Below are 17,724 nucleotides of genomic sequence, written 5' to 3' on the forward strand. Positions count from 1 at the left end.
TCCGCAATGGTCGCTTCAGGCCAGCGAGACGGCCAGTGATAAACCGCTTTTTCGGCCCTCGTTACAGCGACCCAGCCATGAAATTGACGATCGAACGGGCAGCCCTCCTCAAGGCGCTGGCTCATGTGCAGAGTGTGGTCGAGCGGCGCAACACGATCCCGATCCTGGCCAACGTCCTGGTGACCGCCCAGAAGGGCCGCCTCAGCCTGGCCGCCACCGACATGGACCTGTCGATCACCGAATCGGTCGAGGCAAGCGCCTCCAAGAACGGCTCGACCACGGCGCCGGCGCACACCCTGTACGAGATCGTCCGCAAGCTGCCCGACGGCGCCCAGGTCGAGCTCGAGACCTCGTCGGACGACAGCACCCTGGTGATCCGGGCCGGCCGTTCGCGCTTCACCCTGCAGTGCCTGCCGCCGGCCGATTTCCCGACGATCTCCGAAGGCGATCTCGCGCACCGCTTCCAGATCCCGGCAACCGATCTCAAGGGCATCATCGACCGCACGCGGTTCGCGATCTCCAACGAGGAGACCCGCTACTACCTGAACGGCATCTACTTCCATGCCGCCGCGTCGGGCGGCACCCAGGTGCTGCGCGGCGTCGCCACCGACGGCCATCGGCTGGCCCGGGTCGAGGTGCCGCTGCCCAAGGGCGCCTCCGAGATCCCGGGCGTGATCGTGCCGCGCAAGACGGTCGGCGAGGTCCGCAAGCTGCTCGACGAGAGCGACGGATCGGTCGATGTCGAGCTGTCCGATACCCGCATCCGCTTCGCCAGCGGTAACGTCACCCTGGTGAGCAAGCTGATCGACGGCACCTTCCCCGACTACGAGCGCGTCATCCCGACCGCCAACGACAAGATCCTGAACGTGCCGTGCAAGGAATTCGCCCACGCGGTCGATCGCGTCTCGACCATCTCGACGGAGAAGTCGCGGGCGATCAAGCTCGCGGTCGCCAACGGAATGGTCACCCTCTCGGCGACCAGCCCCGACGCCGGCAGCGCCACCGAGGAGATCGAGGTCGAGTACCAGAACAGCGCGCTCGAGATCGGCTTCAACTCGCGCTACCTGCTCGACATCACCGAGCAGATCGCCGGCAGCGAGGCGCGGCTGATCATGGCCGACTCCGGCTCGCCCACCGTGGTGCGTGACGGCGCCGACGAGAGCGCGCTCTACGTGCTCATGCCGATGCGGGTATGACGGCGCCGCCGATCAGCGCACTCGCCTACGCCCCCGACGCCGCAACCGGCGCTGCGCCGGCCGTTCTGGCCGTGCGCCAGCTGCGGCTCACCGATTTCCGCAACTATCGCCAGCTCCGCCTCGAGTGCGGCTGCGATCCCGTGGTGCTGGTGGGCGCCAACGGCGCCGGCAAGACCAACCTCCTGGAGGCGCTGTCCTTCCTGGCGCCCGGACGGGGGCTGCGGCGCGCGCGGCTCGACGAGGTCTGCCGGCGCTCGCGCGGCGAGGGCGACGCCGCAGCGTCGACGGTTGCCGCTGCCGCGGCGTGGGCGGTTGCCGCCACCCTCGATACCCCGGAGGGGCAGCTGGCGATCGGCACGGGGCTGGACGCCGGACGCAGCGACGGCGCCCTGCCGCGACGGGTCGTGCGAATCGACGGCCGGCCAGCGACGAGCCAGACGGCGCTCGGCCGGCATGTCGCGGCGGTGTGGCTGACGCCGCAGCACGATCGCCTGTTCCTCGATGGGCCGGGCGAGCGACGGCGCTTCCTCGACCGTATGGTGGCGGCGCTTCATCCCGAGCACGTCGGCGACGTCGCCGCCTACGACAATGCGCTGCGCCAGCGCGCCCGCCTGCTGGCTGATGGCGGCCGCGACGCCCACTGGTACACGGCGCTCGAGGACACCATGGCGCGCCACGGCGTGGCACTGGCGGCAGCGCGCGCCGACACGGTGCATCGCCTCGATGCGGCGGCGCGACTGGGCATCGGCCCGTTCCCGCGCGCCGGGCTCGCCATGACCGGCGACGTCGATGGCTGGCTGGAAACCATGCCGGCGCTCGATGTCGAGGATCGGCTGCGCGATCAGCTGGCCGCCGGCCGCTTGCGCGACGGCGAGTCAGGCACCACATCTACCGGGCCGCATCGCAGCGACCTTGCGGTACGTCATCTCGACCTCGACCTGCCGGCAGCCGAGGGCTCGACCGGTCAGCAGAAGGCCATCCTGGTATCGATCGCGCTCGCCCATGCCCGGCTGATGGCGCTGTCGCGCAGCCGGCCGCCGCTCCTGCTGCTCGACGAGATTGCCGCCCATCTCGACGCCGAGCGCCGGGCGGCGCTGTTCGACGAGGTCGTGGCGCTGGGCGTGCAGAGCTGGATGACCGGCACCGACGCCGAGCTCTTCGCGCCGCTCCGCGGGCGCGCACAGATTCTGCGCGTGACCGACGGCTCGATCGCGGCGGTCTGAACCCCCTTCTGGAAGCCCGATATCATGAGCGACAACGACGATGTGACCCCCGGCGCCGAAGCCTATGACGCCGATTCGATCCAGGTGCTGCGCGGCCTCGAGGCCGTCCGCAAGCGTCCCGGCATGTATATCGGCGACACCGACGACGGCACCGGCCTGCACCACATGGTCTACGAGATCGTCGACAATGCCATCGACGAGGCGCTGGCCGGCTACTGCGACCGGGTCGACGTGATCCTGCAGGGCGACGGCTCGGTGACGGTGCGCGACAACGGCCGCGGCGTGCCGGTCGACATCCATCGCGAGGAAGGTATCTCGGCGGCCAACGTGATCTTCACCCAGCTCCATGCCGGCGGGAAGTTCAACCAGAATTCCTACAAGGTGTCGGGCGGCCTGCACGGCGTCGGTGCTGCCGTGGTCAACGCCCTGTCCGACCATCTCGACCTGCACATCTGGCGAAACGGCAAGGAATACTTCCTGCGCTTCCGCGGCGGCGAGCCCGAGGGCGACCTGCAGGCCGTGGGCGACGCGCCGGCCGGCAAGCACGGCACCGAGGTGAGCTTCCTGCCGTCGACCAAGATCTTCACCAGGACCGAGTTCGATTTCGCGACTCTCGAGCATCGGCTGCGCGAGCTCGCCTTCCTGAACTCGGGCGCGCGCATCGTGCTGACCGACGAGCGCGGCGCCGAGCCCAAGATCTCCGACCTGTTCTACGAGGGCGGCGTCGAGGCCTTCGCCAAGTACCTCGACCGCAACAAGCAGGTGCTGCACAGCCCGCCGGTGTCGATCCGCGGCGAGAAGGACGGCATCGCGGTCGAGGTCGCGATGCAGTGGAACGACAGCTATCACGAGACGATGCTGTGCTTCACCAACAACATCCCGCAGCGCGACGGCGGCACCCATCTCGCGGGCTTCCGCGGCGCGCTGACGCGTACCCTCAACAAGTACGCCGATGAGGGCGGCATCTCCAAGAAGGAGAAGGTGAGCCTCTCCGGCGAGGATATGCGCGAAGGCCTGACCTGCGTGCTGTCGGTCAAGGTGCCCGACCCCAAATTCTCGTCCCAGACCAAGGACAAGCTGGTCTCGTCCGAGGTCCGCCCGGTCGTCGAATCGGTGGTCAGCGACAGGCTCGGCCAGTGGTTCGAGGAGCATCCCGGCGAAGCACGCAAGATCCTGACCAAGGTGGTCGAGGCGGCGGCGGCGCGCGAGGCCGCCCGCAAGGCGCGCGAGCTGACCCGCCGCAAGGGCGCGCTCGACGTCAGCTCGCTGCCCGGCAAGCTGGCCGACTGCCAGGAACGCGATCCCGCGCTCAGCGAGCTGTTCATCGTCGAGGGCGATTCGGCCGGCGGCTCGGCCAAGCAGGGCCGCAACCGCGCCAACCAGGCGATCCTGCCGCTGCGCGGCAAGATCCTGAACGTCGAGCGCGCACGCTTCGACAAGATGCTGTCGTCGGCCGAGATCGGCACCTTGATCACGGCGCTGGGCACCGGAATCGGGCACGACGATTTCACCCTCGACAAGCTGCGCTACCACAAGGTCATCATCATGACCGACGCCGATGTCGACGGCTCGCACATCCGCACGCTCCTGATGACGTCCTTCTATCGCCAGATGCGCGACCTGATCGACCGCGGCCACCTCTACATCGCCCAACCGCCGCTGTTCAAGGCGGCCAAAGGCAAGTCGGCGATCTATCTCAAGGACGAACGGGCGCTCGACGACCATCTGCTCGACAGCGGCCTTTCCGGCGCGACCTTTCGCCTGGGTAGCGGCGAGGTGCTGGCCCAGGAGGATCTGCGCCGCACCGTCGACATCGCGCGCTCGGTCAGCAATCTGGTGAAGCCGCTGTCGGCATCGCGCCGCGTCACCAGCCGGGCGGTGATCGAGCAGGCGGCGATCGCCGGCGCACTCAAACCGGACGTGCTGGCCGACCCCGAGCTCGCCAAGCAGGCCGCCGAGTACATCGTGCGCCGTCTCGACGTCGTCAGCACGCCGCTGGAACGTGGCTGGAGCGGCGAGCCGACGCCCGATGGGGGCCTCGCCTTCACGCGTCGCCTGCGCGGCGTGCAGGAGCGCCACGTGATCGACGGTCCGCTGATGAAGAGCGCCGAGGCCCGCAAGCTCGACGCGCTCGCCGACGAGCTGCAGGCCATCTACCAAAGGCCCGGCACTCTGATCGCCAAGGACAAGGAAACACCGATCTCGGCGCCGACCGAGCTGTTCGCCGCCGTGATCGAGGCCGGCCGCAAGGGCGTCACCATCCAGCGCTACAAGGGTCTCGGCGAGATGAACCCCGACCAGCTCTGGGAGACCACGCTCGACCCCGAGGCGCGCACCCTGCTGCAGGTCCGCATCAACCACGCCGACGAGGCCGACGAGATCTTCTCGACCCTGATGGGCGACGTCGTCGAACCGCGCCGCGACTTCATCCAGGACAACGCGCTCAAGGTCGCGAACCTGGACGTGTGATCATCCGCGTCTGATCATCCCCCTCCCCAGCGTCTTCGCTGGGGAGGTGTCGCCGTCTTCGGCGACGGAGGGGTCGAAAGCCCCATTGAGGCTCATGGCCCCTCCGTCCGCGATTACGCGGACACCTCCCCAGCTTCGCTGGGGAGACCCCCAGCACGCCGGCGCGCACCACGATGCTGAGAAAATCGGGGCGGTGCCCGCCCCGATTTTCATAGGAGGCGGATGAACTACAGCACCATCTGCGTCTGCGTGACCACCGCCACCAGCTTGCCTTCGGCCGTCGTCACCCGGGTCTGCCATACCATCGTCCGCCGGCCGCGGTGGATCGGCGTCGTCTCGCCGATCACCGTGGCGCCGACCGGGGCGGGACCGACGAAGTTGGTCTTGCTCTCGATCGTCGTCGTGCCCTTGCCCTCGGGCAGGTTGAGCACGGTGGCGGCGGCGCCCAGCGTGTCGGCGAAGGCCATGACCGCGCCGCCATGCAGGATGTCGGGCCGCGTGCACAGCTCTGGCCGGACGACCATCTCGGCCTTCACGCCGGTTTCGCTCGCGGCGACGAACTTCAGCCCCAGAACCTTGGCGAAGGGCAATTGGTGATCGTTCAGGAGCTGAAGCTTGTCCATGATTGCTGTCCTCTCAATTGGCGGCGCCGAGGCGGCGCAGGCCGAGATACTCCAGGATGGCGAGGTCGGCCACGATCAGGGCGACCACGACGATGCCGGCGATGCCGGCCGTCGTCCACGACGGCACGAGCAGCACCAGCGCGCTGCCGGCGACCCAGGCGATGTCGGCGGCGAAGATCACGCGCGCCCAGCCCTGCGGCAGGGCGGGCCGCGACGCCACCCAGGCACACAGCGCACCGAAGCCGATCACGCCCACGCCCAGCAGCTCCAGCACGATGACGAAATCGAGGCCCAGCAGCGTCACCGAGGCATGCGCGGCGGCGCCGGCGAACGGCCCGGCAAAGATCGCCAGGATGGCGCCCGAAGCGATGGAGAAGACGGCGTTGCCCCACAGGGTGCGCCGCAGCAGCTTATCCGATGGCTGCAGACTGGCGGATGATGCACTCATGACGTCCTCCTTGGTTGGACGCGCCACAAGTCGCATCGGCCCTCCGCTGCAGCAATTACGGGGGAGGTAATCGGCGGACCGTCAGACCGGTGCTACGGTCCGCGGCATGATGCAGCCTTCCCCGGCGACCCCGGTCGCCCCCGCCCCGCCCGATACGTTCGGGCCGATGCTGCGCGCCTGGCGCCGCCGCCGCGGCGCCAGCCAGCTGGCCCTCGCCCTGCAGTCGGGCGTGTCGCAACGTCACGTGAGCTTCCTGGAATCCGGCCGCGCCAAGCCCAGTCGCGAGATGGTGGTCCAGCTCACCACCGCGCTCGACGTGCCGCTGCGCCAGCGCAACACCATGCTGCTGGCGGCCGGCTTCGCGCCGGTCTATCGCGAAAGCGGCTTCGGCGCGCCCGCGCTCGCCCCGGTGCGCCAGGCGATCGAGCGCATGCTGCAGAAGCACGAACCCTATCCGGCCGTCGTCATCGACCGCCTCTGGAACCTGCTGCAGGCGAACGAGGCGGCGCAGGCCTTGACGGTCTTCCTGTTCGAGGGGCTGCCGCCTGCCCCGCCGCCGGGCAAGAGCCCGAACCTCCTGCGCTGGCTGCTCGACCCCAAGGCGCTGCGCCACAAGGTCGCCAACTGGGAGGAGGTCGCGCGCTACTTGGTGTCGACCACCTACGCCGAGATCCTGGCCGACGGCGGCGAGCCCAAGGCGCTCTCCTTCATCGAGGAGATCATGGCGTTCCCCGACGTGCCGGCCTCGTTCCGCCGGCTGCGCTTCGAGGAACGGCCGCCGCCGGTGCTCACGGTCGACTACGTGGTCGGCGGCAAGGCGCTGTCGGTCTTCAGCACCATCGTCACCCTGGGGACGCCGCAGGACATCACCCTGCAGGAAGTCCGCATCGAGTGCTTCTTCCCCTCCGACGACCGCAGCGACGCCCTGTTCAAGAGCCTCGCGGCGAAGAGCTGACGATCCATCATCCTCCTCCCCAGCTCCGCTGGGGAGGAAGGGCAAATTCACGCCTGCACCTCCATCAGGGCCAGCAACGCCTTGACGATCGCCAGCGGCGGCGGCGGACAGCCGGGCACGTGCAGGTCGACCGGCAGGATGTCGGCGAGCGGGCCGACGACGGCCGGCGAGCCGGCGAAGACGCCGCAATTGACGGCGCAGTCGCCCAGCGCCACGACCCATTTGGGCTCGGGCGTGGCGTGCCAGGTGCGCAGCAGCGCCTCGCGCATGTTCCAGGTGACAGGGCCGGTGACCAGCAGCACGTCGGCGTGGCGCGGCGAGGCGACGAACTTCAGGCCGAAGCGCTCGGCGTCGTAGACCGGATTGTTCACCGCGTGGATCTCGAGCTCGCAGCCATTGCACGAGCCGGCGTCGATCTCGCGGATGGCGAGGGAACGACCGAGACGCTGGCGGCCGCGCTCGCCGAGCGCGCGCGCTGCCTCGGCGAGCGCCGCGGCGTCGGGCCCGGGCGAAGGAATGGTGGCCTTGCCCTTGGTCAGGGCGTCGAACAGGAACGTTCTCACAGGTCGTGCCCCGAGTAGGAGCAGTTGAACGACTTGTTGCACAGCGGGAAGTCGGCAACGATGTTGCCTTCGATCGCCGCCTCGAGCAGCGGCCACTGGAACCAGCTGGCGTCGCGCGCATGAACATGGGCCAGCCGCCCGTCCACCAAGCGCACATCGACGAAGACGTCGCCGCGAAAGGCCTCGATCAGCGCTGCCCCTTCGCCCGATGTCATGGCCGGCCGATCGCCCGTGATCGCGCCGGGGGCCAGCCTGCCGAGCAACTGCGCCAGAATCGCCAGGCTCTCGCCGATCTCGTCGAGGCGCACGAGCAGGCGGGCGTCGACGTCGCCGCCGCTGCGCACCATGAGGGCGAAGTCGACCTGGTCGTAAGGCGCGTAGGCGAAGCTCTTGCGCGCGTCGAAGGCCCGTCCCGCGGCGCGGCCGACGAAGCCGCCGGCGGCGTATTGGCGGACCAGCGCCGGCGACACGATGCCGGTGCTGACCGTACGATCCTGCAGCGATGGCATCGACTCGTAGACCCGCAGCACGTCGTTGCGCGTCGCCTCCAGGCGGCTGAGCAGGCCGCGGATCCGGCCGATCCCATCGGGCGACAGGTCGGTCCTCACGCCACCCGGCACGATGCAATCCATCATCAGGCGGTGGCCGAAGCAGGCGCCGGCCACGGCGAGGACATCCTCGCGCTGCAGCGCGCAGACGGCATGGATGGCGACGACGCTGGCATCGTTGCAGATTGCCCCGACGTCGCTGACATGATGGGACAGGCGCTCGAGCTCCGCCATGACGGCGCGCAGCAGGACGGCGCGGACCGGCGGCGTCCAGCCGAGCGCCGCCTCGACCGCGCGCGCGAAGGCCCAGGCATAGGCCACCGTGCTGTCGCCCGAGATGCGCCCGGCAAGGCGCGCGCCCGCCTCGATCGCGGCGCCGGTCATCAGGGCCTCGACCCCCTTGTGCACGTAGCCCAGCCTCTGCTCGAGACGGACCACGGTCTCGCCGTTGGCGGTGAAGCGGAAGTGGCCGGGCTCGATGATGCCGGCATGGACCGGACCGACCGGGATCTGGTGCACGCCCTCGCCCTCCACGGCCAGGAACGCGTAAGGCTCATCGTGCTGGCGTCCGGGCCAGCGACCGTGATCGAGCCACGGCCGCGGATCGGGCAGGCCGACCGGCTCGACGCCGTAGAGGTCGTGCATCGCCCGTTCGAGCCGCAGCGCCGGGCGATGGCGGCTGGCGACCGAGGGATAACGCCCTGAATCGGTCGCCAGCGAGACGATCGCGCGCAGCGTCTGCCCGGTATCGCCGAGCGCCAGGTACATTGTCCCGCCATCGGCCCACAGCGCCTGGAGATCCTGAAGGCCGCCGGCACAGCCATCGCACAATCTCGACCAGGTCTCGGCATCGACCGGGAAACGGAAGTAGCCGTCGGCGCCGACCGCGCGGCCGGTGACGAGATCGCGCAAGGCGAGCCCCCCTGCCTCAGGAACGCCGCTCATCCCAGCAGCTCCGCGGCGCGCTGGAACCAGGCGACCAGCAGGGGCGGCAGGAAGATGCCGGCGGCGAGCACCAGCGCAAGATGCAGGATCACCGGCAGGAATGACCCGTCGACCCGGTGGGCCGGGCCGGCCGGCTCGCCGAAGATCGTGCCCTGTAGACGCAGCAGCAGCGCGCCGAAGCCAACCAGCAGGCCGAAGGCGGGCAGCAGGGCAAGCCAGGGATCGCGGGCGAAGGTCGTCGTCAGGATCAGGAACTCGCTCATGAACACGCCGAACGGCGGCAGGCCGCAGATCGCCAGCACGGCGAGCGCGAACAGGACGGCGAGGCGCGGATGGGTGACGCTGAGGCCGGTTATATCGGCCAGCCGCTGGGTACCCTTGGCCTGGGCAATGTGACCGACCGCGAAGAAGATGCCGGATTTGGTCAGGCTGTGCATCGCCATGTGCAGCAGCCCGGCAAAATTGGCGAGCGGCCCGCCCAAGCCGAAGGCGAACACCATCAAGCCCATGTGCTCGATCGACGAGTAGGCGAAGAGGCGCTTGATGTCGCGCCGCTGATACAGCATCAACGCGGCGAAGATCAGCGACACGAGCCCCATCACGACCATGACCTGACCCGGGTTGAGCGCTTCAGGGTGAGCCGCCACCAGCATCTTGAAACGCAGCAGCGCGTAGAGCGCGACGTTCAGCAACAGGCCCGACAGCACTGCCGAGATCGGCGTCGGACCCTCCGCATGGGCGTCGGGCAGCCAAGCGTGCAGGGGCGCCAGGCCGACCTTGGTGCCGTAGCCGACCAGCAGGAAGATGAAAGCGAGGTCGAGGATCGCCGGGTCGAGGCGGTTGGCGGCGCCGTGCAGCAGGCTCCAGGTCATCGCCGGCACGCCTTCGCCCAGTTCAGGCTGGCCGGCGAGATAGATCAGGATGGTGCCGAAGAACGCCAGCGAGATGCCGACGCTCGCCAGGATGAAGTACTTCCACGCCGCCTCGATCGCCTGCGGCGTGCGGTAGAGCCCGACCATCACCACGGTGATCAGCGTGGCGAGCTCCAGCCCCACCCACATCACGCCGATGTTGTTGGCAACCAGCGCCAGGTTCATCGAGCCCATCATCGCCTGGAACATCGCGTGATAGAAGCGCACGAACGCCGGCGACAGGCGGCCCGACTCGATCTCGTGGCCGATATAGGCGGCGCTGAACAGGGCGGTGGTGAAGCCGACCAGGGTGTTGATGACCACGAAGACGATGTTGAACTCGTCGACGATCGCGTAGTCGCCGGCGAAGCGGTCGGACGTCACCAGCCAGCCGCCAGCGGCCAGCGTCAGCGCCGAGGCGATCACGTTCACGACGGCGCCGACCCGGTACGACGGCAGCGCCACCAGCAGCAGCGCCGCCGCGAAGGGCAGCACCACGACGAGTTCATGGGGCTGGATCATCGGCGGTCGCCACGCATGCGATCGAGCGCCTCGATGTCGACCGTGTCGAAGCGCTCGCGGATGCGGAACACGAAGACCGCGAACACGAACAGCGCGATCAGCACCGAGAAGGCCACGCTGACCTCGACCACCAACGGCATGCCGCGCGCGCCGGTCGCCGCCAGGATCAGCCCGTTCTCCATCGACATGAAGCCCACGACCTGGGTCACGGCGTTGCGCCGGACGATCATCATCAGGAAGCCCAGCAGGACGATGGCGAGCGCCAGCGCCAGCTCCTCGCGGGCGTGGCTTGCGGTGCCGGTCGCCACCTTGGCGACCAGCGCCTGGGCGAGGCCGGTGAGCGCCAGGCCGACCAGCAGGGCAAGGCCCACGCCGACCACCTTCTCGACCTCGCGATGGATGCCGAGCCGCTCGACCATGCGCCGCAGCGCCACGGGAATGACGATGCCCTTGAGGCCGAGGGCAATCAGCGCGGTGATGAACAGGTCGGGGCGATTGTCCGACCACGCCGTCCAGGCGACGGCCAGCGCCAGGGTGATCGACTGCAGCGCAAAGGCATTGAGCACCGCGGCAATGCGCTGCTGGTAGAGGAGGGCGAAGCTCGTCACCAGCATGGCGCCGGCCAGCAGATGGGAGATGTCGTAGGCGCCCCTCATGCGACCGCCCCGCGCGACAGGAACGCGAGCAGGATGGCGAGAAAGCCGAACACGAAGGCGACGCCGACGAACTCGGGCAGCCGGAAGACGCGCATCTTGGCGATGCTGACCTCCCACACGCCGAGCAGCGCGGCACCCGCCAGGAGCTTGGCAACCCACAGGACGAGGCCCACCAGCCAGCCCGTCACGCCGGCCGTCGCCGGCGCCATGCCAAAGGGCGCGAACAGGCAAACCAGCAGCGACAGATAGAGCACCAGCTTGAGATGACTCGACGCCTCGATCAGGGCGAGATGCCGCCCGGAATATTCCAGCACCATGGCCTCGTGGACCATGGTGAGCTCGAGATGGGTCGCCGGGTTATCGACCGGGATGCGGGCGTTCTCGGCCAGCGCCACGATGATCAGGGCGATCAGCGACAGGGCGAGCGACACCCGCACCGCCCACGGCTCGGCGATGAAGAAGTCGGCCACGCCGGCCAAGCGGGTCGTGCCGGCAGCGATGGCGAGGGTCAGCACGATCAGCATCATCGCCGGCTCGGCGAGCGTGGCGATCATCATCTCGCGCGACGAGCCGATGCCGCCGAAGCTCGTGCCGACATCCATGCCGGCCAGCGCCAGCAGGGCGCGGGCGGCGCCCAGCAAGGCAACCAGCGCCACCACGTCGGCCGCCCAGTTGAACATCAAGCCGGAGGCGAAGCTCGGCACCAGCGCCGCGGCCACCCAGGTCAGCGCGAAGATCAGATAGGGCGCGCTGCGGAACAGCCACGAGGCGCTTTGCGCGATCACCGATTCCTTGCGCAGGAGCTTGGCGAGGTCGCGATAGGCCTGCATCAGCGGCGGGCCCTGCCGGCGCATCAACCGCGCCTTGACGATGCGAACGACGCCGACGGCGAGGGGCGCGATCAGGAGCACCATTGTCATCTGTGTGCCCTGCGCCAGGACCCGCAGGAGGAGATCGCCGATCATGATGTCACCGCCGCGATCGACAGCAGGATGACGAGGGCGGCAAACATCAGCGCGAGATAGCGGCGGATGGTGAGGAACTGCAGCGCATTCAGGCGCTCGGAAAGGCGCAGCAGCAGCCGGCCGGGCATGGCGTAGAACGCCTCCCAGGTGTAATCGACGGACACCACCGTGAGCCGTGCCGGGCGGCTATCGCCGGGCGGCGGCATGTCGACCGCTTCCCGGGCGGCGAAGGTCGTCGTGCCGTACACGCGTCGCAGCGGCTGGGCGAAGCTCGAGGCGGTGTATTGAGTGAGCGGCGACGGATCGGGGAAGCCGCAATCCCAGGCCGGGCCACGGCGTGTGCGGCGGGCCGACAGGCGGTGGACCACGGCCATGGTCGCCAGCGAGGCGATGACGACGAACAGCGCAATCACCGGCGCATCGTAGATGCTGCGCTCGGGATCGAAGGCGACGAGCGAGAGCGGCGTCGGGCCGCTACCGTCTCCCGGCAGGGCACTGCCGACCAGCTGGACCAGGACCGGCGCCAGCGCCCAGGCCAGCACGCTGCCGAGCAGGCCGCCCAGGACGCACAGCGCGGCGAGCCCACCCAGGGCGATCTGCTGCACGCGCGGCGCGTCGTGCGCGGCCGCCGCCTCGGCGCTGCGCGGCCGGCCGAGAAAGGCGGTGCCGTAGACCCGCACGAAGCAGGCCGCAGCGAGGGCGGCCGCCAGCGCCAGCATGGCGCCGATCGCGGGTGAAGCGAAATGCAGCGCGGCCTGCGGCAGCTCGGGCGCCGCCATGACGGCCTGGAAGAGCAGCCATTCCGAGACGAAGCCGTTGAGCGGCGGCAGCGCCGCGATGGCCAGGGCACCGACCAGGAAGAAGGCGGCGGTGCGCGGCATGCGATGGATCAAGCCGCCCAGGCCGTCGAGATCGCGCCGCCCGGTGGCATGCAGGATGACGCCGGCGCCGAGGAATAGCAGCGACTTGAACCACGAATGGTTCAGGCAATGGAGCAGCGCGGCCGCCATCGCCACGGCCGCCGCGCCATCGTGGCTGTTGGCGCGGAACGCCAGCGCCAAGCCCAGCGCCACGAAGATCACGCCGACATTCTCGATGGTCGAGTACGCGAGGACGCGCTTGAGGTCGCCCTCCAGCACGGCATAGAGCAGGCCGAGCACCGCCGTGACGGCGCCGAGCACGATCGGCGGCAGCGCCCACCACCAGGCGGGATGTCCCAGGAGATCGAAGGCGATGCGCACGAAGCAATAGATCGCCACCTTGGTCATGACGCCGCTCATCAGGGCCGAGACGTGGCTTGGCGCCGCCGGATGGGCGAGCGGCAGCCAGGCGTGCAACGGGATGAGGCCGCCCTTGGAGCCGCAGCCGACCAGCGCCGCCAGCAGGATCAGGGCCGCGACGAGCGGCTGCGGCGCCTGGCTGCGCATGGTCGAGAAGGCGTAGCCGCCGGCCTGCCCGGCGAGGCCGCCGAAGGCGAACAGGAGCGCCACCGTGCCGACCGCCGCCATGACGAGATAGAGGTGGGCCGCCCGCCGGCACTCGGGATCGGTGTGGCGCGCGATCACCAGCGCCCACGAGGCGAGCGACATCAGCTCCCAGGAGAACAGGAAGGCGTAGGCGTCGTCGGCCAGCAGCACGAGGTTCATCGCCGCGACGAACAACGCGAACAGCGGTTCTACACGCGGCGTGATCTCCTTCACCCGATCGAGGCCCATGCCATAGAGGCTGGCTGCCAGCACGCCGCCATTGATGACGAGGCCGAAGAAGGCCGACAGCGCGTCGAGCCGCACATGCAGACCGATCGTCGGCAGGCCGATCGGCAGGTGCGCTGTGGCCACGCCGCCGCCCAGCAGGACATGCAGGTCGACAATCCCCAGAACCGCTGCCGCCGCCGCGCTAGCCGGATAGACAAACGCCAGGACCGACCCGCGCATCGCGGCTGCGAGCAAGGCGACGCCGACCAATATCCCTAACGCAGCCCCCGACGCATACAGGTCCAGCACCGCTGATCCGGCCTTCCTACAGTGATCAATAAATTACTAGTTCTTTGTGTTTAATTGCCTCCAGTGTAGCAAGGGACCATCCTCTTACGGAAGCAGGATCGTCTTCCGAACCGCGGGCATAGGCGTCAAATCAGGATGAGGATCCCGGCGAAGAACTCCGATCATGGCAGGTTGCGCGCGCGCTCGTAGGCGGCGGTGAAATTGAGCGGCGTGTCGGGACGACATACCAGCGCCCGCTTGGGATCGGGATCCTCGATGAAGGCGTCGCGCAAGCGGCCGGCGCAGGGATCCTGCACGGCGACGCCGTGCCCCAGGGCACGGAACACGACATGGCGCGACGACGAGAGGTGGCGCGCTGCCTCGCGGCCCCACGCCGGCGGCGTCAACCAATCGTAAGTGCCGCTCAGCAGCAGCGTCGGGACGCCCGACTTCACCGGCAGGCGTTCCGCGGCCGGCGCCGGCGCAACGCGCCAGATCGGGCAGAAGGCCGGCGACTTGCTGGCGCGGGCGCTGAGACCATAGACGCCGCTCGCCTCGATCGCGCGGCGGCGCGCGGCGCGATCGACCGCGCCCCAGGTTTCACGGCATTCGATGCTGTTGTAGAGCCCGTCGAACTGTTGCGCATTCTGCTCGAGCAACCCGCCGTCGCTGTTCTCCAGATCCTCGGCGAACAGCTTCAAGAGCCGCGTATCGCCATGCATCGCCCCGACCACCGTCTCGGGGATCAGCGCCGCCTCGCTCTCGCGCATCATGTGCAGCAACACCATCAGGAACTTGGCGCTGTCGAGCCGCACGGCCTGCGGCCCGTCGTCGAGCTGAAGGGCGATCTCGACCGGCTTCTGGTCGGCGCTCAGGATGGCACCCTCGACGGTCTGGCGCAGGCCCGGATGGCGCTCGCGGCACAGCGAGTCGGCGGTGCAGTCGGCATAGAGCTGCTCGAAGGCGCGGCGAACCACCTCGGCCTCGTTCTGCTCGCCGTTGACCTGCGGCGGATAGACGCCATCCAGGACGGCGGCCCGTACCAGGTCGGGATGGCGGCGCATCACCTCGAGCGCCCAGCGCGTGCCGTAGGAGACGCCGTAGATGTTGATCTTCGCGAGCGACATCGCGTTGGCCAGGTCGGCCACGTCGTCGGCCAGCGCCGGGGTCGAATACATCGCCAAGTCGATCTTCTTGCGGTCGAGGCCGCTGCGGCAGCGCACCAGGATGTCGCGTTCCTGCTGCTCGGTCACCTCGCGGCGCCGGATCTTGGCCGGCCCGGAAGTGCGCGGGTCGAAGCAGTCGAGGTTGGGCGTCGAACCGCCGGCGCCGCGCTGGCTCACGATGACGACGTCCCGCCGGCGGCGGATGGCGGCGGTTTCGTTCCACCAGTCGCCTTCGGACAGGGCGTCGGCACCCGGCGACGAGGCGACCAGGGGCGCATCTCCGGGACCGCCCGACAGGTAGAGCATCGGCTCGGCGCTGGCCGTGCGCTTGGCCTTCAGGACGGCGACCTTGAGGCGAACCTCGCGCCCCTCCGGCTGATCGCGATTCTCGGGCACGATCAGCACGAAGCATTCGACCCGATCGCCGCGCGGCGGCTTGAAGACGCAGCGCTCGCGTTCGAGCCGGGGCGCGGCGAGGGCCGTGCCGGCAAGCGTCAGCACGACGATCGCCAGACCTCCCCAGGATGCCCTGCGCAACCACGGTCCCATCATGGACATGTTGTGCCACATCGGAGCTTGTGGCGGCATGAAGTAATTCTATGGAAAGGCCGAGGCAGAATGTCTTGTCATGGCCTTCGCGCCGCCACAAGTTCCCGGCCATGAATTCCCGTTCTTACTGGACCGCCGTGTGGTGCGGTTTTCTCGTCCTCACCATCGGTCTCGGCGTTCGTCAAAGCTTCGGGATTTTCCTCAAGCCGGTCTCGGCCGAGCTGCATGTCGGCCGCGAGCTGTTCTCGCTCGGCACGGCCCTGTCCATGCTGTTGATGGGCGTCATCGCCCCGTTCTCCGGGCGTCTGTGCGACCGCTTCGGATCGGCCGTGACCATTGCAGGCGGCGGCGTGTTCTATGTCCTGGGCATGATCGTGACGGCGACCATGCACGACGAGTTCATGCTTCTGCTGGGCAACATCCTGGTCGGTGTGGGGTTATCGGCGGCCACCTTCGGGCCGGTGCTGGGGGTCATTCTCAGGGTGGCGCCGCCCGAGAAGCAGGCCCTCGCCGTCGGACTGTGCTCGGCCGGCGGCTCGTTCGGCCAGTTCTTCATCGTGCCGCTGGCCGCCGTGCTGCAGAACTATTTCGGCGATTGGCGCCCGACCATGTGGGCGCTGACCATCCTTTCCGTATTGATGATCCTGCTGGCCTTCGGGCTCAACGACAAGAGCCAGATCGCGGCGGCGCGCAAGGCCTCCGGCGGCAACCAGACTGCCGGCGAAGCCCTGAGCGAGGCCTTTGCCCAGCGCAGCTACCTGCTGCTGGTGACGGGCTATTTCGTCTGCGGCTTCCACGTCGCCTTCGTGGGCGGACATCTTCCGGCCTATATCTCCGACAAGGGCGTCGGCCTCTCGCTGTTCGGCATAAGCCTCTCGCCGTCCGAGCTGGGTGGCTGGGCGATCGGCATGGTCGGCCTTTTCAACATTGCCGGGGCGGTGATCTGGAGCTCGCTGGGTGCCCGTCATAAGCGCAAGAACCTGCTGACCCTGCTTTATCTGCTGCGCTCGGCGGTGTTCCTCGCCTTCATCCTGATGCCGCTGTCGGCGGCGTCGGTGCTGGCCTTCGCCGCTGCGCTGGGCTTCCTGTGGCTCGGCACCGTGCCGCTGACCACAGCGCTGGTCGGCTACATTTTCGGGCCAGTGCATCTCACCATGCTGAACGGCATCGTGTTCTTCGGCCATCAGGTCGGCAGCTTCTTCGGCGGCTGGGGCGGCGGACGGCTGTTCGACCTGCAGGGCAACTACGACACGATGTGGTGGATCTCGATCGCGCTCGGACTCGTTGCCGCCCTGATGCACTGGCCGATCGTCGAGCAGCGCCTGTCGCGGCCGGCGGCGCTTGTGGCGCAGCCGGCATGACCGCGGCGGGCAGCTGGCGCTCCCTGCTGGCGTGGGGCAGCGCCTGCCTGCTGTTGGCGGTGATCGCCGTGTCGTTCCTGATGTGGGGCCTGAACGGTCCGGCCTACCTTGTCGATCTGGTCGCTGCGTACTGTTTGTAGTCCGCTATGATGCCTCGGCGTCGCGTTGCAGTCGCGGAGGCAGAGGTCAATGGCGCAGCGGGAACTGACGGGGATTGCCGGCTGGCTGCTCCTGCTCGCCGTCCTGCAGGTCGGGGGCCTGTTGTTTCACGCCGTGGCGCTCGCCCGGTTGCTCCCCGCTGCCGAGCGTCTCTTTGTCCTTAGCCCGATCGTCATCGGCTACGAGCTGATGGCCAATCTCGTGACGGTGACCCTGCTCCTCTACACGACGCTCCTGCTGTTTCGCCGGCGCCAGGCGTTTCCGTTCATGCTGCGTATGCAATTGTGGACGATCGCCCTATTGCACCTCGTCGATTTCGCCGTGACGCGTTTCCTGATCGGACCGACACGCTCGATCTGGTTCGAGTCGGGCGAGATGGTCGGCCACGTGACGGCGGCGATCGTGTGGAGCGCCTACACGCTGCAGTCGGTGCGCGTTCGCAATACCTTCGTGACCTGATTCGGACACGAGGTCGCAGCAAGA

The 17,724-nt window shown here is 68.7% G+C and carries 16 protein-coding genes; 7 read left to right on the forward strand and 9 right to left on the reverse strand.

All coding sequences use genetic code 11. The features are described 5' to 3' along the window. The first annotated feature begins 77 nt into the window (after positions 1 to 77). The 3 genes from dnaN to gyrB are packed head-to-tail and all read left to right on the forward strand — an operon-like array spanning position 78 to position 4,888. On the forward strand, positions 78 to 1,196 hold the full coding sequence (dnaN, locus tag ACILR9_RS12430) for a DNA polymerase III subunit beta (protein WP_395710246.1): 1,119 nt from the start codon (positions 78 to 80) through the stop codon (positions 1,194 to 1,196). Further along, complete coding sequence (gene recF, locus ACILR9_RS12435) at positions 1,193 to 2,419, forward strand: DNA replication/repair protein RecF (RefSeq protein WP_395710247.1); 1,227 nt, start codon at positions 1,193 to 1,195, stop codon at positions 2,417 to 2,419. The genes dnaN and recF overlap by 4 nt, the downstream gene beginning before the upstream one ends. A 24-nt stretch (positions 2,420 to 2,443) precedes the next feature. Next, positions 2,444 to 4,888, forward strand: a complete 2,445-nt coding sequence (gene gyrB, locus ACILR9_RS12440; protein WP_395710248.1) for a DNA topoisomerase (ATP-hydrolyzing) subunit B — start codon at positions 2,444 to 2,446, stop codon at positions 4,886 to 4,888. Positions 4,889 to 5,115: 227 nt separating this feature from the next. Here the strand turns inward: gyrB and ACILR9_RS12445 are convergent, their stop codons facing one another. After that, positions 5,116 to 5,511 carry a PaaI family thioesterase gene (locus ACILR9_RS12445; protein WP_395710249.1) on the reverse strand — a complete coding sequence of 132 codons (396 nt, stop codon included), beginning with the start codon at positions 5,509 to 5,511 and terminating at the stop codon, positions 5,116 to 5,118. Positions 5,512 to 5,524: 13 nt separating this feature from the next. Next, positions 5,525 to 5,959, reverse strand: coding sequence for a hypothetical protein (locus ACILR9_RS12450; RefSeq protein ID WP_395710250.1), 435 nt, complete (start codon positions 5,957 to 5,959; stop codon positions 5,525 to 5,527). 106 nt (positions 5,960 to 6,065) lie between these two features. On the opposite strand from ACILR9_RS12450, the gene ACILR9_RS12455 reads away from it, so the two are divergent. Continuing rightward, positions 6,066 to 6,914 (forward strand): helix-turn-helix domain-containing protein, encoded by an 849-nt coding sequence (locus ACILR9_RS12455; RefSeq protein ID WP_395710251.1) that lies wholly within the window; start codon positions 6,066 to 6,068, stop codon positions 6,912 to 6,914. 47 nt (positions 6,915 to 6,961) lie between these two features. Here ACILR9_RS12455 and ACILR9_RS12460 read toward each other — a convergent pair whose 3' ends face one another. From ACILR9_RS12460 to ACILR9_RS12490, 7 genes are all read right to left on the reverse strand, one after another. Then, complete coding sequence (locus tag ACILR9_RS12460; RefSeq protein ID WP_395710252.1) at positions 6,962 to 7,477, reverse strand: NADH-quinone oxidoreductase subunit B family protein; 516 nt, start codon at positions 7,475 to 7,477, stop codon at positions 6,962 to 6,964. Next, positions 7,474 to 8,970 (reverse strand): NADH-quinone oxidoreductase subunit C, encoded by a 1,497-nt coding sequence (locus tag ACILR9_RS12465; protein WP_395710253.1) that lies wholly within the window; start codon positions 8,968 to 8,970, stop codon positions 7,474 to 7,476. Before ACILR9_RS12465 ends, ACILR9_RS12460 begins: the two co-directional genes overlap by 4 nt. After that, positions 8,967 to 10,403 carry a hydrogenase 4 subunit F gene (locus ACILR9_RS12470; protein WP_395710254.1) on the reverse strand — a complete coding sequence of 479 codons (1,437 nt, stop codon included), beginning with the start codon at positions 10,401 to 10,403 and terminating at the stop codon, positions 8,967 to 8,969. Before ACILR9_RS12470 ends, ACILR9_RS12465 begins: the two co-directional genes overlap by 4 nt. After that, entirely contained in the window at positions 10,400 to 11,059 is a 660-nt protein-coding gene (locus ACILR9_RS12475) for a hydrogenase-4 component E (protein ID WP_395710255.1), read from the reverse strand. The genes ACILR9_RS12470 and ACILR9_RS12475 overlap by 4 nt, the downstream gene beginning before the upstream one ends. Then, positions 11,056 to 12,024, reverse strand: a complete 969-nt coding sequence (locus tag ACILR9_RS12480; protein ID WP_395710256.1) for a respiratory chain complex I subunit 1 family protein — start codon at positions 12,022 to 12,024, stop codon at positions 11,056 to 11,058. The genes ACILR9_RS12475 and ACILR9_RS12480 overlap by 4 nt, the downstream gene beginning before the upstream one ends. After that, positions 12,021 to 14,027, reverse strand: coding sequence for a hydrogenase 4 subunit B (hyfB, locus tag ACILR9_RS12485; protein WP_395710257.1), 2,007 nt, complete (start codon positions 14,025 to 14,027; stop codon positions 12,021 to 12,023). Before hyfB ends, ACILR9_RS12480 begins: the two co-directional genes overlap by 4 nt. 161 nt (positions 14,028 to 14,188) lie before the next feature. Next, the gene (locus tag ACILR9_RS12490; RefSeq protein WP_395710258.1) at positions 14,189 to 15,760 is read right to left on the reverse strand and encodes an alpha/beta fold hydrolase; all 1,572 of its coding nucleotides are present in this window, start codon (positions 15,758 to 15,760) and stop codon (positions 14,189 to 14,191) included. A gap of 71 nt (positions 15,761 to 15,831) precedes the next feature. Between ACILR9_RS12490 and ACILR9_RS12495 the strand changes: the two genes are divergently transcribed. Genes ACILR9_RS12495 through ACILR9_RS12505 form a run of 3 tightly spaced genes read left to right on the forward strand, consistent with a single transcriptional unit; the run spans position 15,832 to position 17,700 of the window. Then, positions 15,832 to 17,082, forward strand: coding sequence for an MFS transporter (locus tag ACILR9_RS12495; protein WP_395710259.1), 1,251 nt, complete (start codon positions 15,832 to 15,834; stop codon positions 17,080 to 17,082). Then, positions 17,079 to 17,222, forward strand: a complete 144-nt coding sequence (locus ACILR9_RS12500) for a hypothetical protein (protein WP_395710260.1) — start codon at positions 17,079 to 17,081, stop codon at positions 17,220 to 17,222. Before ACILR9_RS12495 ends, ACILR9_RS12500 begins: the two co-directional genes overlap by 4 nt. 49 nt (positions 17,223 to 17,271) lie before the next feature. Next, a complete protein-coding gene (locus ACILR9_RS12505; protein WP_395710261.1) occupies positions 17,272 to 17,700 on the forward strand; it encodes a DUF2569 family protein in 429 nt (142 codons plus the stop codon). Positions 17,701 to 17,724: the final 24 nt, after the last annotated feature.

Origin of the sequence: Reyranella sp., assembly GCF_044224635.1 — a bacterium.
GTDB lineage: Bacteria > Pseudomonadota > Alphaproteobacteria > Reyranellales > Reyranellaceae > Reyranella.